The 20,829-nt window shown below is 70.2% G+C and carries 24 protein-coding genes; 16 read left to right on the top strand and 8 right to left on the bottom strand.

Annotation, left to right across the window (positions count from 1 at the left end; all coding sequences use genetic code 11):
- Positions 1-25: 25 nt before the first annotated feature.
- Positions 26-505, bottom strand: a complete 480-nt coding sequence (locus BM199_RS23490; protein WP_091675503.1) for a hypothetical protein — start codon at positions 503-505, stop codon at positions 26-28.
- Positions 506-547: 42 nt separating this feature from the next.
- Here BM199_RS23490 and dapE point away from each other — a divergent pair, with 42 nt between their 5' ends.
- Genes dapE through BM199_RS23475 form a run of 3 tightly spaced genes read left to right on the top strand, consistent with a single transcriptional unit; the run spans position 548 to position 2,949 of the window.
- On the top strand, positions 548-1,630 hold the full coding sequence (gene dapE, locus BM199_RS23485) for a succinyl-diaminopimelate desuccinylase (protein ID WP_091675469.1): 1,083 nt from the start codon (positions 548-550) through the stop codon (positions 1,628-1,630).
- Positions 1,627-2,412 (top strand): LOG family protein, encoded by a 786-nt coding sequence (locus BM199_RS23480; RefSeq protein WP_091675468.1) that lies wholly within the window; start codon positions 1,627-1,629, stop codon positions 2,410-2,412. Before dapE ends, BM199_RS23480 begins: the two co-directional genes overlap by 4 nt.
- Positions 2,413-2,949, top strand: a complete 537-nt coding sequence (locus BM199_RS23475) for an LOG family protein (protein ID WP_091675467.1) — start codon at positions 2,413-2,415, stop codon at positions 2,947-2,949. It begins immediately after the preceding gene.
- 122 nt (positions 2,950-3,071) lie between these two features.
- Here BM199_RS23475 and BM199_RS23470 read toward each other — a convergent pair whose 3' ends face one another.
- Positions 3,072-3,740, bottom strand: coding sequence for a lysophospholipid acyltransferase family protein (locus BM199_RS23470; protein ID WP_091675466.1), 669 nt, complete (start codon positions 3,738-3,740; stop codon positions 3,072-3,074).
- A 47-nt stretch (positions 3,741-3,787) separates the two neighbouring features.
- On the opposite strand from BM199_RS23470, the gene BM199_RS23465 reads away from it, so the two are divergent.
- The 4 genes from BM199_RS23465 to BM199_RS23450 are packed head-to-tail and all read left to right on the top strand — an operon-like array spanning position 3,788 to position 6,145.
- Positions 3,788-4,741, top strand: a complete 954-nt coding sequence (locus BM199_RS23465; protein ID WP_091675465.1) for a glucosyl-3-phosphoglycerate synthase — start codon at positions 3,788-3,790, stop codon at positions 4,739-4,741.
- A gap of 48 nt (positions 4,742-4,789) precedes the next feature.
- Positions 4,790-5,113, top strand: coding sequence for a DivIVA domain-containing protein (locus BM199_RS23460; protein WP_091675464.1), 324 nt, complete (start codon positions 4,790-4,792; stop codon positions 5,111-5,113).
- Positions 5,114-5,124: 11 nt separating this feature from the next.
- Positions 5,125-5,565, top strand: a complete 441-nt coding sequence (locus BM199_RS23455; RefSeq protein WP_091675502.1) for an SRPBCC family protein — start codon at positions 5,125-5,127, stop codon at positions 5,563-5,565.
- A 10-nt stretch (positions 5,566-5,575) separates the two neighbouring features.
- Positions 5,576-6,145: a DNA-3-methyladenine glycosylase I gene (locus BM199_RS23450; protein ID WP_091675463.1), complete on the top strand. Its 570-nt coding sequence runs from the start codon at positions 5,576-5,578 to the stop codon at positions 6,143-6,145.
- Between the two features lie 83 nt (positions 6,146-6,228).
- On the opposite strand, the gene BM199_RS23445 is transcribed toward BM199_RS23450, so the two are convergent.
- Positions 6,229-7,023, bottom strand: coding sequence for an enoyl-CoA hydratase-related protein (locus BM199_RS23445; protein ID WP_091675462.1), 795 nt, complete (start codon positions 7,021-7,023; stop codon positions 6,229-6,231).
- Positions 7,024-7,211: 188 nt separating this feature from the next.
- Between BM199_RS23445 and BM199_RS23440 the strand changes: the two genes are divergently transcribed.
- Positions 7,212-7,379: a DUF3117 domain-containing protein gene (locus BM199_RS23440; protein WP_005155393.1), complete on the top strand. Its 168-nt coding sequence runs from the start codon at positions 7,212-7,214 to the stop codon at positions 7,377-7,379.
- Between the two features lie 98 nt (positions 7,380-7,477).
- Positions 7,478-8,977 carry a leucyl aminopeptidase gene (locus BM199_RS23435; protein WP_091675461.1) on the top strand — a complete coding sequence of 500 codons (1,500 nt, stop codon included), beginning with the start codon at positions 7,478-7,480 and terminating at the stop codon, positions 8,975-8,977.
- Between the two features lie 9 nt (positions 8,978-8,986).
- Here the strand turns inward: BM199_RS23435 and BM199_RS23430 are convergent, their stop codons facing one another.
- Positions 8,987-9,892: a LysR family transcriptional regulator gene (locus BM199_RS23430; RefSeq protein ID WP_245788583.1), complete on the bottom strand. Its 906-nt coding sequence runs from the start codon at positions 9,890-9,892 to the stop codon at positions 8,987-8,989.
- Between the two features lie 75 nt (positions 9,893-9,967).
- Here BM199_RS23430 and BM199_RS23425 point away from each other — a divergent pair, with 75 nt between their 5' ends.
- A complete protein-coding gene (locus BM199_RS23425) occupies positions 9,968-11,269 on the top strand; it encodes an MFS transporter (protein WP_245788597.1) in 1,302 nt (433 codons plus the stop codon).
- Between the two features lie 104 nt (positions 11,270-11,373).
- Here BM199_RS23425 and BM199_RS34640 read toward each other — a convergent pair whose 3' ends face one another.
- Complete coding sequence (locus BM199_RS34640) at positions 11,374-12,027, bottom strand: O-methyltransferase (RefSeq protein ID WP_091675459.1); 654 nt, start codon at positions 12,025-12,027, stop codon at positions 11,374-11,376.
- A 192-nt stretch (positions 12,028-12,219) separates the two neighbouring features.
- Here BM199_RS34640 and BM199_RS23415 point away from each other — a divergent pair, with 192 nt between their 5' ends.
- The 6 genes from BM199_RS23415 to tatB all read left to right on the top strand — a co-directional run bounded on the left by BM199_RS23415 (position 12,220) and on the right by tatB (position 17,449).
- Positions 12,220-13,056 carry an SGNH/GDSL hydrolase family protein gene (locus BM199_RS23415; RefSeq protein ID WP_091675458.1) on the top strand — a complete coding sequence of 279 codons (837 nt, stop codon included), beginning with the start codon at positions 12,220-12,222 and terminating at the stop codon, positions 13,054-13,056.
- Positions 13,057-13,109: 53 nt separating this feature from the next.
- Positions 13,110-13,709: a TetR/AcrR family transcriptional regulator gene (locus tag BM199_RS23410; protein WP_245788581.1), complete on the top strand. Its 600-nt coding sequence runs from the start codon at positions 13,110-13,112 to the stop codon at positions 13,707-13,709.
- Positions 13,710-13,897: 188 nt separating this feature from the next.
- On the top strand, positions 13,898-14,548 hold the full coding sequence (gene sigE, locus BM199_RS23405; RefSeq protein ID WP_281245741.1) for an RNA polymerase sigma factor SigE: 651 nt from the start codon (positions 13,898-13,900) through the stop codon (positions 14,546-14,548).
- Positions 14,545-15,234, top strand: a complete 690-nt coding sequence (locus BM199_RS23400; RefSeq protein ID WP_091675456.1) for an anti-sigma factor family protein — start codon at positions 14,545-14,547, stop codon at positions 15,232-15,234. Before sigE ends, BM199_RS23400 begins: the two co-directional genes overlap by 4 nt.
- A gap of 165 nt (positions 15,235-15,399) precedes the next feature.
- Positions 15,400-16,941: a S1C family serine protease gene (locus BM199_RS23395; RefSeq protein ID WP_091675455.1), complete on the top strand. Its 1,542-nt coding sequence runs from the start codon at positions 15,400-15,402 to the stop codon at positions 16,939-16,941.
- Positions 16,942-17,041: 100 nt separating this feature from the next.
- The gene (gene tatB, locus BM199_RS23390; protein WP_091675499.1) at positions 17,042-17,449 is read left to right on the top strand and encodes a Sec-independent protein translocase protein TatB; all 408 of its coding nucleotides are present in this window, start codon (positions 17,042-17,044) and stop codon (positions 17,447-17,449) included.
- A 55-nt stretch (positions 17,450-17,504) separates the two neighbouring features.
- Here the strand turns inward: tatB and BM199_RS23385 are convergent, their stop codons facing one another.
- Genes BM199_RS23385 through BM199_RS23375 form a run of 3 tightly spaced genes read right to left on the bottom strand, consistent with a single transcriptional unit; the run spans position 17,505 to position 20,527 of the window.
- On the bottom strand, positions 17,505-18,650 hold the full coding sequence (locus tag BM199_RS23385; protein WP_091675498.1) for an Mrp/NBP35 family ATP-binding protein: 1,146 nt from the start codon (positions 18,648-18,650) through the stop codon (positions 17,505-17,507).
- 52 nt (positions 18,651-18,702) lie between these two features.
- Entirely contained in the window at positions 18,703-19,224 is a 522-nt protein-coding gene (locus BM199_RS23380) for a DUF1003 domain-containing protein (RefSeq protein WP_091675454.1), read from the bottom strand.
- Entirely contained in the window at positions 19,217-20,527 is a 1,311-nt protein-coding gene (locus tag BM199_RS23375) for a magnesium transporter MgtE N-terminal domain-containing protein (protein WP_091675453.1), read from the bottom strand. The genes BM199_RS23380 and BM199_RS23375 overlap by 8 nt, the downstream gene beginning before the upstream one ends.
- Positions 20,528-20,829: the final 302 nt, after the last annotated feature.

Here is a 20,829-nt window from a genome sequence, read left to right as displayed (position 1 = left end):
GTCACCGTACCGTGGTCGCGCTCGCTCAGCCCCGGGTCGTCCCGGTCGTGGTTGTGTCGGCGGTGCCCGCGGCGTCGACCACGGCGGCGAGGGCGGTCTCGATCCCGCTCAGTGCCTCGGCGATGTCGACCAGCGCATCCGAGCAGGTCACGGCGCCGGTACCCGCTTCGGTGTTGCAGGAGTCGGCCCGGTAAGCGGTGATGGCGGCTTCCAGTTCGTCGCCGTGCCCCTTGAGTTCCGGGTGGGCGGTGCCCGCGAACTGGCGTGCCTTGCCGGGAACGCTGCCCAGCTGGGTGACGTACTTCTCACAACCCGGCGGGTTCTGCTCGGCGGGCTCGGTGAAGCACGCGTCGGCGGTCAGCGCCTCGAGCTTGACCTGCAGCGCTCCGGGACCAGGGTCCTGCGGGGCCCGCTTCGGCGTGGGACCTGCCTCACCCGAACAGGCGGTCAGCAGGAGGATGGCGGCGGCGCTGACAGCGCTGACGATGGCGGGAACAACTCGCATGCGCACGCCCTCACGGTACGCAGTCCCGGTAGCGTCGGGCTCGTGAGCACCCTGGACCTGCGCGCAGACCCCGTCGAGATCACCGCGGCGCTGGTGGACATCGCCAGCGTCTCCGGCGCCGAGGCGGAGATCGCCGCGGCCGTGGAGGCCGCACTGCGGGTCCACGCCCCGCATCTCGAGATCGTCCGCAATGGCGACGCCGTACTCGCCCGCACCCACTTCGGCCTGCCGGAACGGGTGGTGCTCGCCGGCCACCTGGACACCGTGCCGGTGAACGACAACCTGCCGCTGGAACGTACCGGCAGTGGCGCGGGCGAGGTGTTGCACGGGCTCGGCACCGTGGACATGAAGGGCGGCGACGCGGTGTTCCTCCACCTGGCCGCCACCGTGACCACTCCGCGCCGGGATCTCACCTTCGTCTTCTACGACTGCGAGGAGGTCGACGCCGCACGCAACGGCCTCGGCCGGATCGAACGGGAGCTGCCGGAGTGGCTGAACGGCGAACTCGCGATCGTGGGCGAGCCGTCGAACGCGGTGATCGAGGCGGGCTGCCAGGGCACGATGCGGGTGGAGCTGCGCTGTAGCGGCGCGAGGGCGCACACCGCCAGGGCGTGGATGGGCAGCAACGCGATCCACGCACTGGCCGAGCCACTCAACCGGCTCGCCGCGTACGAGGCGCGCGTGGTGGACATCGACGGGTTGACCTACCGCGAGGGGCTGCAGGCCGTCCGGGTCCAGGGCGGGGTGTCGGGCAACGTCGTGCCGGACGAGGCCGTGCTGGCCGTCAACCACCGGTTCGCGCCCGACCGCAGCCCGGAGGACGCGGAGAAGCACCTGCGCGAGGTGTTCGACGGCTACTCGCTGTCCGTTGTGGACTCCTCGCCCGCGGCGCTGCCCAGGCTCGGCGCACCCGCCGCGGCGGAGCTGGTGGCGGCGGCCGGTGGTCGCGCGGCGGCGAAGCTGGGCTGGACCGACGTGGCCCGCTTCGCCGGACTGGGTATGCCCGCGGTGAACTTCGGTCCAGGGGACCCGACCCTCGCGCACACCCGTCAGGAGCACGTCGCCGCCACGGAGATCAGGCGAGTGGCCGAGGTGCTGCGAGTCTTCCTAGGGTATGAGGGGTGAGCGATCAGGTGAGCAACGAGTTCCAGAACGATCCCGAGCACCCGCCGGAGCACTACCGGGGGCCGGTGGTGTTGCGCAGGGAGAAGCGGGTCGGCGACAGCACCACCGACCAGCGGCTGCTCGACTCCCGTGGGCCGAGCGACTGGGTACACACCGATCCATGGCGGGTGCTGCGGATCCAGTCCGAGTTCGTCGAGGGCTTCGGCGCGCTCGCCGAGGTGCCGAAGGCCGTCACGGTGTTCGGTTCGGCCCGCACCGGGCGGGACCACCCCGAGTACGAGCTCGGCCGCCGGATCGGGACCGCGCTGGCCGAGGCCGGTTTCGCCGCGATCACCGGCGGCGGGCCAGGATCGATGGAAGCCGTCAACCGTGGTGCGTCCGAGGCGGGCGGGCTGTCGATCGGGCTCGGCATCGAGCTGCCTTTCGAGCAGGGCCTGAACCCGTGGGTGGACCTCGGGGTGAACTTTCGCTACTTCTTCACCCGCAAGACCATGTTCGTCAAGTACGCGCAGGCCTTCATCTGCCTGCCCGGCGGGTTCGGCACGCTGGACGAGCTGTTCGAGGCGCTGACCCTCGTGCAGACCAAGAAGGTCACCAAGTTCCCCGTCGTCCTGTTCGGCAGCGACTACTGGGGCGGCCTGCACGACTGGGTGCGCAACACGGTGCTGCGCGAGGGCAAGATCGGCGAGAAGGACGCGGCGCTGCTGCACGTCACCGACGACATCGACGACGCGGTGCAGATCGTGCAGGACGCCTACAAGGCCTGGGAGGACACGCACTAGATGAAACGGATCTGCGTGTTCTGTGGCTCCTCGGACGGCAACGGCACCCGGTACGTCGAGAACGCCGCGGCTCTGGGCGGTCTGCTCGCCCGGCGCGGCATCGGCCTGGTGTACGGCGGTGCGAGTGTCGGCACGATGGGTGTCATCGCCGACGCGGCGATGGCCGAGGGCGGCGAGGTGTACGGGGTGATCCCCGAGCACCTGCAGCGCGCCGAGGTTTCCCACCACGGGCTCACCGAGTTGTACGTGGTGGCGGACATGCACCAGCGCAAGGCGAAGATGGCCGAACTCAGCGACGGTTTTCTGGCGCTGCCCGGCGGTGCGGGCACCCTGGAGGAGCTGTTCGAGGTGTGGACCTGGGCGCAACTGGGGCTGCACGACAAGCCGATCGGACTGGTGGACACCGACGGGTACTACCAGCAGCTGGTGTCGTTCATCGACCACATGACGAGCGAGGGCTTCCTCCAGCCGGCCACCCGCGACCTGCTCGCGATCGACCCCGACCCGGCCGTGCTGCTGGACAAGTTCACCGCCTGACCCGCACTTTCCCGGGAAAGTGCGGAACATGCGTGCGCAACCACCGCACTTTCCCGGGAAAGGGTCGTACTTGCACGCGCGGGGCATCGCACTTTCCCGGGAAAGTGCGGGCGGGTTTGGCCCTATGCCGCGTCCGGGCGGGCGTGGTAGGCGTCCACGTACTCCTGCTCCGACAGTTCCATGATCGCGTACATGATCTCGTCGGTCACCGCGCGGCGGATGGCCGGCGAGGCGCCGAGTCCCTCGTAGCGACTGAAGTCGAGCGGTGTGCCGAACCGGACGCGGACGCGGGCGATGCGCGGGACACGTTTGCCGACCGGCTGCACCTTCTCCGTTCCGCTGAGCGCGACCGGTACCACCACTGCTCCCGTGGCCAGCGCCAGCGCCGCGACACCCGTGTGCCCCCGGTGCAGCCTGCCGTCCAGCGAGCGGGTGCCCTCCGGGTAGATGCCGAACACCCCGTCCTCGTCGAGCACCGACCTGGCCGCCGCCAGCGCCGCCAGGCCTGCCTTGGCGTTGCCCCGCTGTACCGGGACATAGCCGAGCGCGGTCAGGAAACTCGCGAACAGCCGTCCCTTGGGTCCCTTGCCCGCGAAGTACTCGGCCTTGCCGAGAAACTTCACCGGCCGCGGCGAGACGATCCCGAGCACGGCGGTGTCCACCGCGGCGCGGTGGTTGGCGGCCAGCAGCACCGGTCCCCTGCCGGGGATGTTCTCCGCGCCGCGCACGACCGGCCGGTAGAGCAGGCGGGCCAATGGCGCGAGCAGCGAACGGATGAGCAGGTGCAGCACAGGTCCTCCAGCGACGACGGTGACCCAAGCATGGCACGATCGGCGGTATGACCCCCGAGACAAGCGAATGGTTCGCGCGGCGGACGTGGCAGTCGCCACAGTGGTCGCTCGACGAGCTCGTCCGGGCGAAGGCCGGGCGCACGGTGTCCGTCGTGCTGCCCGCGTTGAACGAGGAAGCGACCGTCGGCGACGTCGTGCGCTCGGTGCGCCCGCTGCTGGGGTCGCTTGTGGACGAACTCGTGGTGGTCGACTCCGGTTCGACCGACGACACGATCGCCGAGGCGGGCAGGGCGGGTGCCAGGGTCGTCCGGCGTGCCGACGTGCTCCCCGAGTGGGAACCGGTGCCGGGCAAGGGTGAGGTGCTCTGGCGTTCGCTCGCCGCGACGAGTGGGGACCTCGTCGTCTTCCTCGACTCGGACCTGGTGGATCCGGACCCGGCGTTCGTGCCGACCCTGCTCGGCCCACTGCTGGTGGAGCAGGGCGTGCACCTGGTGAAGGGCTTCTACCGCAGGCCCCTGCGGCTGGAGAGCGACGAACTGGGCACCGGCGGGGGCAGGGTCACCGAACTGGTGGCGCGACCCGCGCTGGCCGCCCTGCGTCCCGCGCTTGCCGGGCTGGTGCAGCCACTCGGCGGCGAGTACGCCGCGACCAGGGAGCTGCTGGAGTCCGTGCCGTTCGCGTCCGGCTACGGCGTCGAGATCGGCCTGCTGCTCGACACGGAGGCCACCGTGGGACTGGACGCGCTCGCACAGGTCAACCTCGGTGTGCGCAAGCACCGCAACCGTTCGCTGCTGCAGCTCGGGGTGATGGCCAGCCAGATTCTGGGCACGGCGCTCACCCGCTGCGGTGCGGAGTCCGCGGGCGCGGGCGAGCTGACCCAGTTCGTGCAGGTCGCGGGGGAGTGGTTGCCCGACACCACGCCGGTCACCGTCGCCGACCGGCCACCGATGCGCGACGTGCTCGCGGCCCGTGGCGACGGCGGGGGCCGGCTGCCGAGGTGAGCGGCGCGCGCGAGGACATCGGCAGGGCGGGTATGCCACGATCGTCGGGTGACCACCGCGCTGATCTACCTCATCGTGATGCTGCTCGTGGCGGCTGTGGTGTTCCTGATCGCCGCCGTCGTCTTCGGCCGCGGCGAGGAACTCGCCCCGCTCGCGCCGGGCAGCTCGCCGACCCGGCTGCCCGCCGAGGAAATCACCGGCGCGGACGTGCGCGAGGTCAAGTTCCAGCTCGTGCTGCGGGGTTACAAGATGGCCGAGGTCGACTGGGTGGTGGCCAGGCTGGGATCGGAGATCGACGGACTGCGTGCCCGGATCGCCGAACTGGAGAACGAGGCGGGCGAACGGCGCACGTGGCGGGAGACGGCGCGGTGACGACCGATGTGATGTTGTCGGTCGATGTCGCGGCGCCCGCGGGCACGACCTGGCTCGCGCTGACCGACTGGGAGCGGCAGGGCGAGTGGATGCTCGGCACCGAGGTCCGGGTGACCGAGGGCAACGGGCGCAGTGTGGGTTCGCGGATCGCCGCGGTCACCGGCATCGGTCCGGTCGGCCTCACCGACACCATGGAGATCACCGGCTGGGAACCGCCCTCGCGCTGCACCGTGCGTCACCTCGGCCGGCTGGTGCGGGGAACCGGCGCGTTCCACGTGCAGGACAGAGGGCCGGACCGGTCGGTGTTCATCTGGTCGGAGCGGCTGATCCTGCCGTTCGGCCCGCTGGGGACGCTGGGCTGGCCGCTGGCCAAGCCCGTGTTCACCGCGGGACTGCGCTACTCGCTGCAGCGTTTCGCCCGGTTCGCCGAGGCATACGTGGTGGGCCAGTGAGGCAGAGAACATGAGCGAGCTGCTTGGCTCCGACGGCATCTCGCGGTGCAGCTGGGGCAACACCGCCCCGGACTACTCCGAGTACCACGACACGGAGTGGGGTTACCCGCTGCGCGGTGAGGTCGCGTTGTTCGAGCGGCTGTCGCTGGAGGCGTTCCAGTCCGGGCTCTCCTGGATCGTGATCCTCCGCAAGCGGGAAGGCTTCCGGCGCGCCTTCGAGGGTTTCCTGCCGGATCGGGTGGCCACCTTCACCGAGGACGACGTCGCCCGCCTCCTCGGCGACGCCGGCATCGTGCGCAACCGCGCCAAGATCGCGGCGACGATCACCAATGCCCGCGCCATCGCCGAGCTGGACGGCCCGCTGGACGAGCTGCTCTGGTCCTTCGCGCCGGATCCGGAGGGGCGGAAACGTCCGAGCACGATGGGCGACGTTCCCGCGATCACCCCGGAGTCGAAGGCGATGGCACGCGAGCTGAAGAAGCGCGGCTTCACCTTCGTCGGCCCGACCACCTGCTACGCGATGATGCAGGCCACCGGCATGGTCGACGACCACGTCGAAGGGTGCTGGCGGGCCGCCTGAGCACGGCGGGCGGGGTTCCCCAATGTGGCATTGGGGAACCCCAACGTCCCCAATGCCACATTGGGGACATCCCGTCCCACTCCTCATGCGCCGGTGAAGTTCGGCTTGCGCTTGGCGACGAACGCCTCCACCGCCTCGGTGTGGTCGGCGGTCCTGCCGAGCGCGCCCTGTGCCTCCTCCTCGGCGGCGAGCGCCTCGTCCAGCGTGCTCTCCGCGGCCAGCGTCAGCACCCCCTTGATCTTCGAGTAGGCCATGGTCGGGCCCGCGGCGAGCCGCGCGGCCACCGCCTGGGCCCGCTCCGCCAGCTCCGCGTCGGCGACGACCTCGCCGACCAGCCCGATCCGCAGTGCCTCCTCGGCGTCGACCGTCCGGGCCAGCAGCATCAGCTCGGCCGCCCTGCCGTACCCGATCAGTCGCTGCAACGTCCAGGCCGCGCCCGAATCCGGACCGAGCCCCACGTTGGCGAAGGCCATCAGGAAGTTCGACGACTCGGCCGCGATCCGCAGGTCACTGGCGTACGCGAAGGCGGCGCCCGCCCCCGCTGCCGGGCCGTTGACCGCGGAGATCACCGGCTTTGGCATGTCCACGATCGTCTTCACGATCGGGTTGTAGTGATCGGCGACGGTGCGCAGCGGCGCCGGATCGCCCGCCTGCAGCAGGCCGACATGCTCCTTGAGGTCCTGGCCTGCGCAGAAGGCCTTGCCCGCGCCGGTCAGCACGACTGCTCGCACCGCGTCGTCGGCCGCGGCTTCCCGCAGGGCGGCCAGCAGACGCTCCTTCAGCTCGACGGTGAGCGAGTTGTAGGCCTTCGGCCGGTTGAGCGTCAGCGTGCGCACACCGTCTGCGTCGGCGGTCAGCAACACGTCGTCGGTGGTCACTAAAATCCTCCTGGAATCGGGGCTGTTGGGCGAGTCTCGCAGCCTCACGGGCCGCATACCAGCACCTATGCAACACCAAAAGATCGGTCCGCGTACGCGGCCACTTGTTGATGGGGGAGAATGGTCACAACCCGGTTGCTTTGGCGGGCGCGACCCGGGCGCGCCGGTTGAGACGGAGGGAGCACGCTATGGCGGCCATGAAGCCCCGGACCGGAGATGGTCCCCTCGAAGTAACTAAGGAGGGACGGGGCCTCGTGATGCGCGTACCGCTCGAGGGTGGTGGGCGACTCGTCGTCGAGCTTTCGGCTGAAGAGGCCAAGGATCTCGGTGCTGCCCTGCAGGAGGTCACCGGCTGAACCGCTACTGACCACCCCGCCAGTGTCGACATCGTCGGCCTGGCCTGTCCGGCGCGCCCGCAGACAGGGTGCGTCGTCGTGCTACCCGGAGGTCGCTGATGGCGCGCTCGCCGCTGCCCACCGTTCCCACCCCGTTGATCGACGTCGAGGTGACACACAGCTCACGGCGCGGTGTCCCGGTCGCCGCGGTGATCACCAGGCCGGTCGGTGACGGTGCGCGCGAGACGCGCGACTCGGCGGGGGCCTTCGGTGAGCTGGTCACGCACCTACACGCGACGGGCGAGGCAGGCGAGGTGCACACCGTCGCGGCCGGCACACCCGCTCGCTGGCTCGTCGGTGCGGGCTCGGGCGACGCCGCAGCGTACCGCTCGGCGGGGGCCGCCTTCGTCAGGGCCGCTGACGCCGACGCGTCCGCCGCGGCGAAGGCAGGGGCGCGTCCGGCGCGGACCGTGCAGGTGCGATTGCCTGACGGTGCGGGGCCTCGGGAGTACGCCGAGTTCGCGGTCGGTGCGCTGCTCGGGGGTTACCGGTTCAGGGTGACCGGCGAGGACCCGGAGCCACGAGTGCGCGCCGTGCGCCTGCTGACCGACGGACGGGCGGACGCGGCGTGCGCCGACGCCGTGGAGCGGGCCACCCGGTTGGCCGCCGCTTCGGCGCTGGCCCGCGACCTGGCCAACACGCCGTCGAACGTGAAGAACCCCGAGTGGCTCGCGGGCGTGGCCCGGCGCGCCGCGAAGGACGTGCCGAACCTCTCGGTCGAGGTGCGGGATGAGCAGTGGCTCGAGAACAAGGGGTTCGGCGGTGTTCTCGCGGTGGGCGGCGGCTCGGCGAGCCCGCCGCGACTGATCGAACTCAGCTACCGGCCGCGCGGCGCTCGGACACATCTGCTGCTGGTAGGCAAGGGCATCACCTTCGACACCGGCGGAATCTCGATCAAGCCGGCCGAGGGCATGCACCTGATGCGCACGGACATGGCGGGCGGCGGTGCGGTGATCGCAGCGATCCGGGCGATCGCGGCACTGGGGCTCAACGTGCGGGTGACCGCGCTGGTGCCCAGCGCGGAGAACCACGTCTCGGGATCGGCGTACCGGCCCGGCGACGTGGTGCGGCACTACGGCGGCAGGACCACCGAGGTCGGCAACACCGACGCCGAGGGGCGGATGGTGCTGGCCGACGCGTTGGCGTACGGGATCAAGCAGTACTCGCCGGACACGATTGTCGACATGGCGACACTGACCGGTGCGATGAAGCTGTCACTCGGGCTGCGCACCGGAGGCCTCTTCGCCACCGAGGACGAGCTGGCCGACCGGGTGCGGACCGCGGGTGAGAGCGCGGGCGAGGCGTGGTGGCGGATGCCGCTGCTGGAGGATCTCGCCGAGGCGGTGCGCGGTGGACTGGCCGACGTCAAGCAGACACCCCAGGGGCCCGGCGGTATCACCGCCGCCCTGTTCCTCCGCGAGTTCACCGAGGGCCTGCCCTGGGCGCACCTCGACATCGCGGGTCCCGCCCGCTCGGAGACGAACTACAACGAGGTCGTGCCGGGCGGCACCGGTTTCGGCGCGCGCACCCTGGTGGAACTCGCCGCATCCTACGAGTGACGGGCTGGCTCACGACCTCGCTGTGACGTAGTCCCGGAAAGCCCGTACCGCCGGTGTCAACGTGTGCCGCGTCGGCCAGGCGAGGCCGATCGAGCGGGTGACGCGCGGACTCAGCGGGAGTTCCACCACCCCGGCAGGTGGCGCGGAGCCGAATCGGGGGAGCAGCGCCACCCCGAGCCCGGCGGCGACCAGTCCGCGCACCGTGTCCGACTCCTGGCCCTCGAACGCGACCTTGGGCGAGAATCCGGCCTCGGCGCACAGTTCGTCGGTGATCTGACGCAGGCCGTACCCGGACTCCAGCAACACGAACTCGTCATCGGCGAACTCGGCGATTCCCACCCGGTCCCGGCCCGCGAGCTGGTGTTCCACCGGGACGGCGAGGAACAGTTCCTGCTCGGCGAGCACGAAACCGGTCAGGCCCGACTCGCTCTGCGGCAGCGGAGCGACGAGTGCGAGGTCGACAGCGCCACGGGTGAGCTGGTCCAGGATGTCCTTCCGAGACCCCTGGATCAGGCTGAACCGGACATGGGGATGGCGCTGCCGGAATCCGCGCAGCAGTTCGGGAACCAGCGCACGACCGAGCAGGTGCAGAAACCCCAGCTTGACGTGCCCGAGTTCGGGATCGATCTCCTCACGGACCTGGCGAAGGCCGTGTTCCAGCGTCCCCAGCGTGCGGGTGGCGGTCGTGGCGAACAACTCACCTGCGCGGGTGAGGCGGACTCCGCGACCCTCGGTCACGGTGAGCGGGGCGCCGACCGCCGTGCCGAGGGCTGCCAGCCTGCGGCTGACGGTGGGCTGTGGAACCCCGAGGAGTTCGGCAGCCTTGGTGACGTTCCCGGTCTGGGCGAGCGCATGCAGCACCGCCAGGTTCGGTGCCAGTCGCGCGGCGAGGCCGGTGTCCGCTGATTCATTCATCACAGAATCAATCATGACGTTTATCCGTATTGGACGTATTTGTTAGCGCGGCTTAACTTCTCAGTGGTGACGACACTGCAGGAGCAGCAGAGCGCGGCCGGAGACAGGCGGCAGGCGCGGCGAGTCACCCTCGCCGTGGCGGCGGCCGGGATCTGTTCGTTCGCCCTGCTGTACGCGCCCCAGCCGCTGTTGCCGCAGCTGGCCGCCGAGTTCGGCCTCGATCCTGGTCGCGCGTCCCTGTCGATCGGGTTCGCGACCGGGGCGCTGGCGCTCGCGGTGCTGCCGATCGCGGCGCTGTCCGAGGTGATCGGCAGGCGGCCGGTGATCGTGACGTCGGTGCTCGCGTCGGTCGCGTTGGGTGTGCTGCTCTCGTTCGCGCCGAACTATCCGGTGTTTCTCGTTCTCCGGGTGCTGCAGGGCGTCGCGATCGCGGGCTTCCCCGGCGTCGCGGCCGCTTACCTCACGGAACAACTCGGCCCGCCCGTCTCCCACCACCACCCAGACGGAGGCGCTACGCGCCGCCGATCTCACCCGCCCGTCTCCCACCGCCACCCAGACGGAGGCGCTACGCGCCGCCGATCTCATGCGATCGGAGTCGCGGCCGCTGTCGGCGCGATGATCGCGGGCAACACCGTCGGCGGGATGACCGGCAGGCTGGCGGCCGGGTTCACCACGGACCTGTTCGGCTGGCGCGGAGCGCTCGGCGCCGTCACCGGGGTCGCGCTGCTGTGCGCGCTGCTCACGGTGCTCCTGCTGCCGCGCTCGACCCGGCAGCGGGCGGACAACGGCGCGACGTCCGCGCGCGGCCTGGTCGCCGGGATGGGAGCCTCGTTGCGAGCGCCGGTGCTGCTGGTGCAGTACTCGGTCGCGCTGCTCGCGATGGGCTCGTTCGTCGCGCTGTACAACGCGGCCGGATTCCGGCTCACCGGTGCGCCGCTCGAACTCAGCCCGGCGATCGCGGCGCTGGTGTACCTCGCCTATGCCATGGGGGCCGTCTCCTCCGGCACCGCGGGCAGGCTGGTCGGCCGCTTCGGCCGGGTTCGCTCGCTGGTGGCCGCGCTGCTGATCACCGTGGCCGGGGCCGCGCTCACCCTGCCCGACTCGTTGCCCATGGTGGTGGCGGGTTTCGTCGTGCTCACCGGAGGTTTCTTCGCCGCGCACGCGGTGGCCAACGGCTGGGCCGCCGCGGAGGCACCGGCTCAGGCGAGGGGGCAGGTGTCCGGGATGTACACGCTGGCCTACTACCTGGGCAGCAGCATCGGCGGCACGGTCGGCACCGCTGTTTACGGTCACGCGGGGTGGGGACCGCTGGTCGCCGTGACCGCGTGCTGGCTCGGCCTCGCCGGGCTCGGAGTGCTGCTGTTCGCACGCCGGTGAGTCCCAGGTACGACAGGGACCAAACCCGCGTGTTTGCCTTCCATGTACACGTGTGTGCCCACTGTGCGCACGTGTGTGCCCTCGGCGCACGCGCGTTTACTTGGTCAGTGCCCGGCCGCCGCTGCCACCAGCAGGCCGCCCCCGACGGGCAGCAGCGCGGGGACCAGTCGTTCGTCCTCGCGGACGGCGCGGGCCACCTCGCGCAGCGCCATGGCCTCGGGGTCACGGCGGCTCTGGTCGCCGAGTCGCCCTTCGGCGAGCGCGTTGTGGAACACGATGACCCCGCCCGGCCGGAGCAACTGCACGCCCTTTTCGTAGTACAGCGGGTACTCGACGCGCGCGGCGTCCACGAACACCAGGTCGTACCCGCCCGTCGTCAGCCTGGGCAGCACGTCCAGCGCACGGCCCATGATCAGCCGCGTGCGTCCAGGAGCGAATCCGGCGCCCGAGAACGTCGTCCTGGCGGCCCGGTGGTACTCGGGCTCGATGTCGATGGAGGTGAGGATTCCGTCCGGTGTCATGCCCCTGAGCAGATGCAGGCCACTCACCCCGCCTCCGGTGCCGATTTCCACCACGGCCCTGGCCTGCAACGCCGCCGCGAGAAAGCACAGCGCCGCCCCGCTCGCCGCGTCCACCGAAGGACATCCGAGTTCCTGAGCACGCAGGCGCGCCGCAGTGAGCGGATCGTCCTCGGGCAGGAAACCCTCGATCAGGTCACCCAGTCCGGCCGAACCAGTGGTGTGGGTCTCGGAGGTCACGGGCAAGAGACTAGCGCGACCGGCACCGTTCGTTGGTGACCGTGCAATGAGCGCTGTGAGCCTGGCCGGCGTGTGAGGCCGTGGGTGCTGTGCGACCGGCACCGTTCGTTGGTGACCGGACTTGCCAGGAAGTGAGCACTCACTTACCTTGGGAGTGAGTATGTACCCACTAACTCGGATTGAAGGGCTTTCATGTCGACGCCAAGTTCCACCGTCGTATCCCGCGGCGGACTGCGCCGTGTCCTGCTCTGGACGCTCACGCCCGTACTGGCCGTCCTTGCGGTGCTGGCCCCGCTGGCCTATCTGACGTTCCTTCGCGACGCTGAGTTGACCCCGGCGGAGTTCCTCGATGCCGGCGGCAGCAGCGGCGGCGGGCCGGTCGTCGTGGTGGCCGGGGCCAGTTCCGTGCACGGGATCGGCTCTGCCGACTTTGTTTCCGTGCTGCGTCAGCGAATGGGCGGACATCAGTTCGTCAACGCGGGTGTCAATGGCCACACCAGTGCCGATCTGCTCGCCCGGACGGACGAGATCATCGCGGTCAAGCCGGATGCGGTGGCGATCCTGGTTGGCACCAACAACGTCCTTGACGCCGGGGACGTCGAATCCGACCTCATTGGTTACCGGGAAGACCTGGACGCCATGGCGCGGCGGCTGAACGACGAGACCGACGCCAAGGTGGCGTTCTATTCGCTGCAGCCGATCGGTGAGGATCTCGACGACGAGCCGAATCTGCGGCTCGCGCGGTTCAACGAGGTCATCGCGGAGGTCGCCGCCACGCATGGCGCCACCTATCTGCCGCTCAACGAGACACTGCGCACGACGATCCGCGCGGAGGGCGGCTCAACACCGTCCGAGTTCTCGCTCGCGTCGGCGGCCGTAGCCGGCGCCCGGCACTACTACCTGGGCCAGAGTTGGGATGAGATCGGCCGCGGCAACGGCTACACCGTGCTGGTCGACGGCGTGCACCTCAACGACAGGGGCGCGGCGATGGCGGCCGACCTCGCCGAGCACTGGCTACGCACCCCGTAGGTTAGTGTGCACCCGCTCGCCGCTTGGTCGATACGCTCGTGAAGGGAGAAGTCGTGTCCACGCGAGACAAAATCCTTGACGCGGCCGCCGAGTTGATCGGCGACCGGGGCCTGGCGCGGGCCACGACCAAAGAGATCGCCAAGGCCGCCGGATACTCCGAGGGCACGCTGTACAAACATTTCGACAGCAAGACGGACTTGTTCGTCGCGGTGCTGGCCGAGCGGGCGCAGGGGGATCTCGGCGCAGCACTGCGCAGGCTGCACGACCGCGGCGACCAGGACGATCTGGCCACCGCGCTGCGAGACGTCGCGGTGGCCGCCGTCCGCTTCTACCGGCAGGGTTTTCCGATGGCCGCGTCGCTGTTCGCCGAGCCCGACCTGCTCGCGGCTCATCGCGCCGACCTCGCCGCACGGGAAGTGGGGCCTCATCTGGTCGTGCGGGCGCTGTCCGGCTATCTGGCCGACTGTCGTGAGCGAGGCGAGGTGGCCGAGAAGACCGATGTCGACGCGGCCGCGGCCATGCTGCTCGGCGCGTGCTTCCAGCGGGCGTTCCTCGCGCATTTCACCGGCCCGGATGACGATCCCGACAGCGCCAAGGCCTTCGCCGCCTCGCTGGTGAACACGATGATCGAGGGAATCGGCCCGTCGCGATGATCCGCCGTGGCGGCGACCATGCGAGCCGCCTGGCCTGCGTGTGAAGTCGGCGTTTGCCGCCGCACACTCTCAGGCTCCTCTCAGCGCTGTCTCACTAGAACCATAAGGAGACGGACGAGACTGAGTCTCGTCAGTGGGAACACACGACCTCGGACCCGCGTTGGGTGGAGTAGTTGGGAGAAAGCCCGATGGAGGTGCCTTCACCGCAGATGCAGAAGACCCCGATGCCCGCGCAACCGCAGGCCGAGCCCGCCCTTGTCGGCGTAACGAGCACCATGAGCACCGCTGGTGACCATGGGGAGGTGGCGTGGACGCCACCGTCCTGGGACGAGGTCGTGCGTGAGCACGCGGACCGCGTCTACCGGCTCGCTTACCGCCTGTCCGGAAACACCCACGACGCCGAGGACCTCACGCAGGAGACCTTCATCCGGGTCTTCCGGTCACTGGCCTCCTACAAGCCGGGGACCTTCGAGGGCTGGCTGCACCGGATCACCACGAATCTCTTCCTCGACATGGCTCGCCGTCGTTCGCGGGTGCGGATGGAGGGGCTGCCGGAGGACACCGATCGCATCATCGGTGACGATCCGAGCCCGGAACAGGTCTACTCTGAGACGCATCTCGACCCGGACCTGCAGGCAGCGCTCGACGAGTTGCCGCCGGAGTTCCGTGCCGCCGTGGTCCTCTGCGATGTGGAGGGCCTGTCCTACGAGGAGATCGGCGCCACTCTCGGTGTCAAACTGGGCACCGTCCGGAGCAGGATCCACCGTGGTCGTCAGGCGTTGCGCGCCTCCCTGGAGCGCCGCAGGGCGCTCAAACAGGAGTCGGAGGTGCGGGTATGAGCGAACTCCGTGGCTGGGGTCTTCCCGAGTCGCATCTTCTGCCGGACGCCGTGGTCGCCTTCGTCGACCAGGAGCTGTCCATCGCGGCGCACGAGCGTGCCGCGTCCCACATCGCCCGCTGCCCGGGCTGCGCTGCCGACGTTGCCGCGCAACGGCAGGCGCGGTCCGCGGTCCAGACCGCCCATGCTCCGTCGATGTCGGCAGGCTTCCTCGCCAGCCTGCGGTCCATCCCGCAGGACACCGAACTCTCCACCTCGCCGGACAACCTGGCGATGACCGAGGACGGGCAGTTGGTGACGATCCAGCGCCCTGATCGGGTCGCCGGGCTTCGGGGTGCCGTTTCCCCTTCGATGCTGGGTGGCACGGCTCCGCTCGGCCAGGTGGCACCGTTGGGAAACTCACCGAACGTGCTCGGCGGCGGAAGCAGGCTCAACACCGGCGGGACGCGGCGCAGGGCCGCGCAGGGCGCAGGCGTGGTCGTGTCCGGTCTCGTGCTGAGCGCGCTCGCGCTCGTCGCGACTTCGGGCGCGAACAGCGCTGAGGTGCCCCGTGAGCCGAGTGGTCAGCTGCCCCCTGCCGGTGTGCGCGCACAGCTCGGTGGTGCTGCTTCGGTGCCCACGAGTGCCCCCGCCACCACGACGACCACACCGGCTCCTGCCGACGACCTGCTCGTCGGCAGACCCTGACCGCTGCGGTCGCGCACAACGCCTACTTCACCGGGGTGAGGGCAGACTCGGTTTTCGGACAGGGCGTCTGGGAACCGCGGCGTGGAGCCCGGCGTATCGTCATGCCGGGAAACCGATCGGACGCCGGGCGCTCGGCGTGAGAGGCACTACTCAGCTCGGGGAATGATGAACCAGCCGAACTCGGACCAGGAGCACCCCGGCGTGCGGGAAAACCGACTCGGCCCCCGGCCCGTGCAGCGCCCCGCGGTCGATCCCGCCCAGGCCGCCACCTTCGGCAGGCCACAGGGTGTGACGGGGGCGTTCGACAAGCTCTACGCCCCGGACTCCGGGCCGCGACGCGACGGTTCGACGGGCAACGGCGTGACCCTGGCGCCGCCACCACCCGAGTCTCTCGCCGAGGCCTTCCGTCGTCCTCCCGGCGCGGACGGGGTCGTGCTCCAGCGTCCGAACGACGGCAACGGCACCACTGCGGAGGACCCCGAGGATCCCCTCTGGGCGGAACCCGCGGATCCGTGGCGGGATCCTGGCGCCGGTGCCGTGCTCGGCCGCCCGGCTGTGCAGGCCGAGGAGGCGTCGGCCGGTGCGGAGAAGCGTCCGTCCGGCGCGCTGCTCAGCCTGCCCGAGGTGCTCTTCGGCAGGCGGGTCAAGCCGCGTGCGCTGGCCCTGCTCGGTGTCGTGGCGCTGCTGGTCGGCGCCGCAGGCGGTCTCGTCGGCTGGGGGCTGGCCAGTGCGGGGAACTCGCTGACCGGCGAACTCAACATCGCCGAGGCGCAGGCGGGCAAGGAGCGTCCTGCCGGTTCGATCGCCGAGATCACCCGCAGGGTCGCGCCCGCCGTCGTCTCGATCGAGGTGAAGGCCGGGCAGTCCGGTGGCGTCGGTTCCGGCGTCGTCATCGACCCCGAGGGCTATGTCCTCACCAACAACCACGTCGTCGCGCTGGCCGCGGAGGACGAGGAGGCGGAGATCACGGCGGTGTTCACCGACGGGACCAGGGGCAGCGCACAGATCGTCGGTCTCGATCCGAAGACGGATCTCGCGGTGATCAAGGTCGCCGTGTCGAACCCGATCGTCATCGAGATCGGCTCGTCGAGTGAGCTCGCCGCCGGGGACACCGTGATCGCCGTCGGTTCGCCGTTCGGGTTGGAGAACACGGTGACCGAGGGCATCGTCAGTGCGCTGAACCGGCCGGTCACCGCTCCTGGGGAGAACGGGGACCCGCCGGTGACCTACGACGCGATCCAGACCGACGCCGCGATCAACCCGGGCAACTCCGGCGGTGCGCTGGTGGACGCGACCGGTGCGCTGGTCGGGATCAACTCGCTGATCAGGACGGTCGGCGGCGCCGAGGGCGAGGGCGGCAGCATCGGGCTCGGCTTCGCCATCCCGGTGGACCAGGCGATCAAGATCGCCGAGTCGCTGATCCGCGACGGGCAGGTCAAGCACCCGGACATCGGTGTCAATGCCGCCTCGGTCGCGGCGAACACCTCCGAGGGCGCGCAGATCCAGAACGTGGCAGAGGGTGGTCCGGCGGACAGGGCCGGGATCGCCGAGGGCGACGTGGTGACCAAGGTCGGGGACCGGACGGTCCGCAACGCCGCCGAACTCACCGTCGCGATCCGCCAGCACGAGATCGGCGATGTGGTCCCGGTCCGGATCGTCCGCCAGGGACGGCCGCTCACCGTCGACGTGACCCTGGGCAGCGACTAGCCGCACCCCGGACTCGGAAGTTCCCAATGTGGCATTGGGGACATCACGGAGTGCGGGTACGCTTGCCATGCACGCGCCCGGTGATGCGGAGGTCCGCAAGGTGTTCGAGAGTGTTGGCTGGGGAGAGATCCTCGTCCTCATCGTCGCCGGCCTGTTCATCCTGGGCCCGGAACGGCTGCCGGAGGCCGCCGCGTGGCTCGGTAAGAGCATGCGGAAGGTACGCGACTTCGCGACCGGAGCCCGGCAGCAGTTGCGGGACGAGATGGGCCCGGAGTTCGACGACTTCCGCAAGCCGCTCGAGGATCTGCGCGGTCTGCGGGACTTCGACCCGCGCCGCGCGGTGACCAAGCACCTGTTCGACGGGGATCCTGATCCGCTCGGCGTGAACGAGTTCAACGGCAACGGTGGAACGAAGCCGAACGGCTATCCCGCCACCGCGGCCCCGCAGTCCGCGCCCGAGCCGCTGAAGCCGGGCGAGAAGCCCCCGGTCGACCCGGACGCAACGTAGCCGTCCGCCGGATCTGCCAACTAGGGCCTCGGAACTGCCAAGTCGGGCCCGGGGGCTAGCGGCCTGCGGGGGAGACGTTGAGCATCATGCCGGCCAGGCCGCGGGCGCGGACGGACAGCTTGCTCGCGGACTCGCGGAGCACCTTCGATGCCGGGGCGTCCGGCTCGGCCAGGACCAGCGGGGTGCCCGCGTCGCCCTGTTCGCGCAGGCGCGGGTCGAGCGGCACCTGACCGAGCAGCGGCACCTCGGCGCCGGTCGACTTGGTCAGCGAGTCCGCCACGATCTGCCCGCCGCCGGAACCGAAGATCTCCATCCGGCCGCCGTCTGGCGTCTCCAGCCAGGACATGTTCTCGATCACACCGGCGATCCGCTGCCGGGTCTGCAGCGCGATCGCGCCCGCCCGCTCGGCCACCTCGGCGGCGGCCTGCTGCGGGGTGGTCACCACGAGGATCTCGGCGTTCGGGATGAGCTGCGCCACCGAGATGGCGATGTCACCGGTGCCCGGCGGCAGGTCCAGCAGCAGGATGTCCAGGTCGCCCCAGAAGACGTCGGCGAGGAACTGCTGCAACGCTCGGTGCAACATCGGCCCGCGCCACACCACGGGCGTGTTGCCCGGGGTGAACATGCCGATGGAGATCACCTTCACGCCGTGCGCCTGCGGCGGCATGATCATCTTCTCGACCTTGGTCGGCTTCTCGTTGGTGCCCAGCATGCGGGGCACCGAGTGGCCGTAGATGTCGGCGTCGACCACGCCGACGGACAGGCCCTTCTCGGCCATCGCCACCGCGAGGTTGACCGTCACGCTGGACTTGCCGACGCCGCCCTTGCCGGACGCGACGCAGTACACCCTCGTCATCGAACCGGGCTGGGCGAACGGGATCACCGGCTCCTCGGAGTCACCGCGCAGCGACCTGCGCAGCTCCGTGCGCTGCTCGTCGCTCATCACGTCCAGCTCGACCCGCACCTTGGTGACGCCGTCGAGCTTCTCCACCGCCGCGGTCGTTTCCTTGGTGATGGTGTCCTTCAACGGACAGCCCGCGATCGTCAGATAGATGGCGACGTCCACGACACCGTCGGCGCCGACCGTGACGTCCTTGACCATGCCGAGATCGGTGATCGGCTTCTTGATCTCCGGGTCGTACACGTCCTTCAGCGCGGTACGAACGTCCTCGACGCTGGGAAGCTGCTGTGTGCTGGTCACTGCTGGAGCACCGACCTTCTCTGGGGAACCGAACGAGTGTGCTCCCACCATGCTACGGATCGGTAATACGCGACGAACCGTCCCGCCCCGACTTGGCCCTTCGGGGCCCCGCGTCGAGGTCCTCGCGCAGCTTGTCCAGCTCGCCGCGCAGATAGTCCCTGGTGGCCACTTCGCCCACCGCGAGCCGCAGCGCGGCCAGCTCCCTCGCGAGGTATTCGGTGTCCGCCTTGGTCTGCGCGGCCCTGGCCCTGTCCTCGTCGAGGGACACCCGGTCCCGGTCGTCCTGGCGGTTCTGCGCCAGCAGGATCAGCGGCGCCGCATAGGCCGCCTGGGTGGAGAAGGCCAGGTTGAGCAGGATGAACGGGTACGGGTCCCACCGCAGCGTCAGCGCGGTGAGGTTGAGCACGATCCAGATGATCACCAGCAGCGTCTGCCAGAACAGGTACTTTCCGGTGCCGAGGAAGCGCGCGAGCCGTTCGGACAACCTGCCGAACGTGTCCGGGTCGATGTTCAGCGCGAACCGGCTCGGCGTGCGCGGCTGGTCCAGCCGCCGCCGGTTGAGCAGCTCAGGCATGCTCGACCTCCTCGTCCACGTGAGCGTGCTGCTCGGGTTCGCCCGTGCGATCGTGCAACCCCGTTTCGCGCCAGTCCTCGGGCAGCAGGTGGTCCAGGACGTCGTCCACGGTCACCGCACCGAGCAGGTGCTCCTGGTCGTCGACCACGGGGCCGCAGGCCAGGTTGTACGCGGCGAAGTACCGGGTGACCTCGGACAGTGGCGCGTCGGGCCGCAGCGCCGGCAGGTCACTGTCGACGGCGGTGGCGACCAGCTCGGCCGGCGGTTCGCGCAGCAGCCGCTGGAAGTGCACACAACCCACGTACCGGCCGGTGGGAGTCTCGGTCGGCGGGCGGCAGACGAAGACCATGCTGGCGAGTGCGGCGGGCAGCTCGGCGTTGCGGATGTGTGCGAGCGCCTCGGCGACCGTCGCGTCCGGCGGCAGCACCACCGGTTCCGGGGTCATCAGCCCGCCCGCGGTGTCCGATGAGTACGCCAGCAGGCGTTTGACCGGCGCGGACTCCTCGGGGTGCATCAGCTCCAGCAACCGGTTCTGGTCGGCCGGGTTGAGCTCGCCGAGCAGGTCGGCGGCGTCGTCCGGGTTCATCGCCTCGAGGATGTCGGCCGCCCGTTCCTCGGGCAGGTAGGACAGCAGTTCCTTCTGGTCGTCCTCGGGCAGTTCCTCGATGACGTCGGCCAGGCGCTCGTCGTCCATCGCGTCGGCCACCTCGTGCCGCCGTTTCAGTGGCAGGTCGCGCAGGGTCGCGGCGACGTCGACCGCGCGCATGGTGTCGAACAGCATCAGCAGCCTGCCCGCGCCCTGCGGTTGCCCGGACAGGTCGGTGAGCCCGAGACCGGACACCTCCGACCACGGCAGAACCTGCAACGAGGAGCGGCGCCTGCCGAGGCCGACCCTGCGCTCCCGGATCGCGAGCCTGGCCAGGACCCAGTCGCGGGTACGGGTGGGTTCCATCGCGGCGTCCACCACGGTCACCCTGGTGTCGGTGCCCGCGAGGCGGGCGTGTGCGTCAGTGAGCTGACCGAGGACCAGCACCTCGTTCGGACGCTGGTGGAACCGGCGCATGTTGACCGACCCGGTGGCCAGGGTCACCGCGCTGGGTTCGATCACCGTGACGCGGAGCATCGGGACGAAGACCCGCCTGCGGTTGGAGAGCTCGACGACCAGCCCGAGTACGCGCGGCGGCTGCTGGTCCAGGCGCAGGCCCGCGACCAGGTCGCGCACCTTGCCGATCGACTCACCATCCGGCCCGAAGACCGGCAGGCCGGCCAGCTGTGCAGCGAAAACCCTGTTCACGGCGGCCATGGCCCAAAGATTAGGGCAACCGGCGTTGCCGCGCGGGGTGGTGGGCGCGCCGCACCGAGGTCTCGCACTTTCCCGGGAAAGTGCGAGGGGCAAAGCCTGTGAGCTGGGGCTGGAGTTCTCCGGACTCGCACTTTCCCGGGAAAGTGCGGTGTATGCGCGCGCAACTACCGCACTTTCCCGGGAAAGTGCGGCGGCCCGGGCCAGCCGTCCTCCTCGGCAACCTGCTCGGCGGACGACGGCGGAATCAGCATGTGACCAGCTTGCCTGGGGTGGCGGCGTAGCATCTGTTGTGAGGGGGCACA

The organism is Amycolatopsis marina (assembly GCF_900111885.1).
In the GTDB taxonomy this organism is placed as follows: domain Bacteria; phylum Actinomycetota; class Actinomycetes; order Mycobacteriales; family Pseudonocardiaceae; genus Amycolatopsis; species Amycolatopsis marina.
The sequence above is the reverse complement of the archived record's forward strand: the minus strand, read 5'-3'. Positions and strand labels throughout refer to the sequence as shown.

What these genes read in the sequence shown, in the direction of transcription:
- BM199_RS23490 (WP_091675503.1), bottom strand. Translation starts at nt 505, where the DNA reads ATGCGAGTTGTTCCCGCCATCGTCAGCGCTGTCAGCGCCGCCGCCATC.
- BM199_RS23475 (WP_091675467.1), top strand. Translation starts at nt 2,413, where the DNA reads ATGAAACGGATCTGCGTGTTCTGTGGCTCCTCGGACGGCAACGGCACC.
- BM199_RS23465 (WP_091675465.1), top strand. Translation starts at nt 3,788, where the DNA reads ATGACCCCCGAGACAAGCGAATGGTTCGCGCGGCGGACGTGGCAGTCG.
- BM199_RS23455 (WP_091675502.1), top strand. Translation starts at nt 5,125, where the DNA reads ATGTTGTCGGTCGATGTCGCGGCGCCCGCGGGCACGACCTGGCTCGCG.
- BM199_RS23450 (WP_091675463.1), top strand. Translation starts at nt 5,576, where the DNA reads ATGAGCGAGCTGCTTGGCTCCGACGGCATCTCGCGGTGCAGCTGGGGC.
- BM199_RS23440 (WP_005155393.1), top strand. Translation starts at nt 7,212, where the DNA reads ATGGCGGCCATGAAGCCCCGGACCGGAGATGGTCCCCTCGAAGTAACT.
- BM199_RS23435 (WP_091675461.1), top strand. Translation starts at nt 7,478, where the DNA reads ATGGCGCGCTCGCCGCTGCCCACCGTTCCCACCCCGTTGATCGACGTC.
- BM199_RS23430 (WP_245788583.1), bottom strand. Translation starts at nt 9,892, where the DNA reads ATGAATGAATCAGCGGACACCGGCCTCGCCGCGCGACTGGCACCGAAC.
- BM199_RS23415 (WP_091675458.1), top strand. Translation starts at nt 12,220, where the DNA reads ATGTCGACGCCAAGTTCCACCGTCGTATCCCGCGGCGGACTGCGCCGT.
- sigE (WP_281245741.1), top strand. Translation starts at nt 13,898, where the DNA reads ATGGAGGTGCCTTCACCGCAGATGCAGAAGACCCCGATGCCCGCGCAA.
- BM199_RS23400 (WP_091675456.1), top strand. Translation starts at nt 14,545, where the DNA reads ATGAGCGAACTCCGTGGCTGGGGTCTTCCCGAGTCGCATCTTCTGCCG.
- BM199_RS23395 (WP_091675455.1), top strand. Translation starts at nt 15,400, where the DNA reads ATGAACCAGCCGAACTCGGACCAGGAGCACCCCGGCGTGCGGGAAAAC.
- BM199_RS23380 (WP_091675454.1), bottom strand. Translation starts at nt 19,224, where the DNA reads ATGCCTGAGCTGCTCAACCGGCGGCGGCTGGACCAGCCGCGCACGCCG.
- BM199_RS23375 (WP_091675453.1), bottom strand. Translation starts at nt 20,527, where the DNA reads ATGGCCGCCGTGAACAGGGTTTTCGCTGCACAGCTGGCCGGCCTGCCG.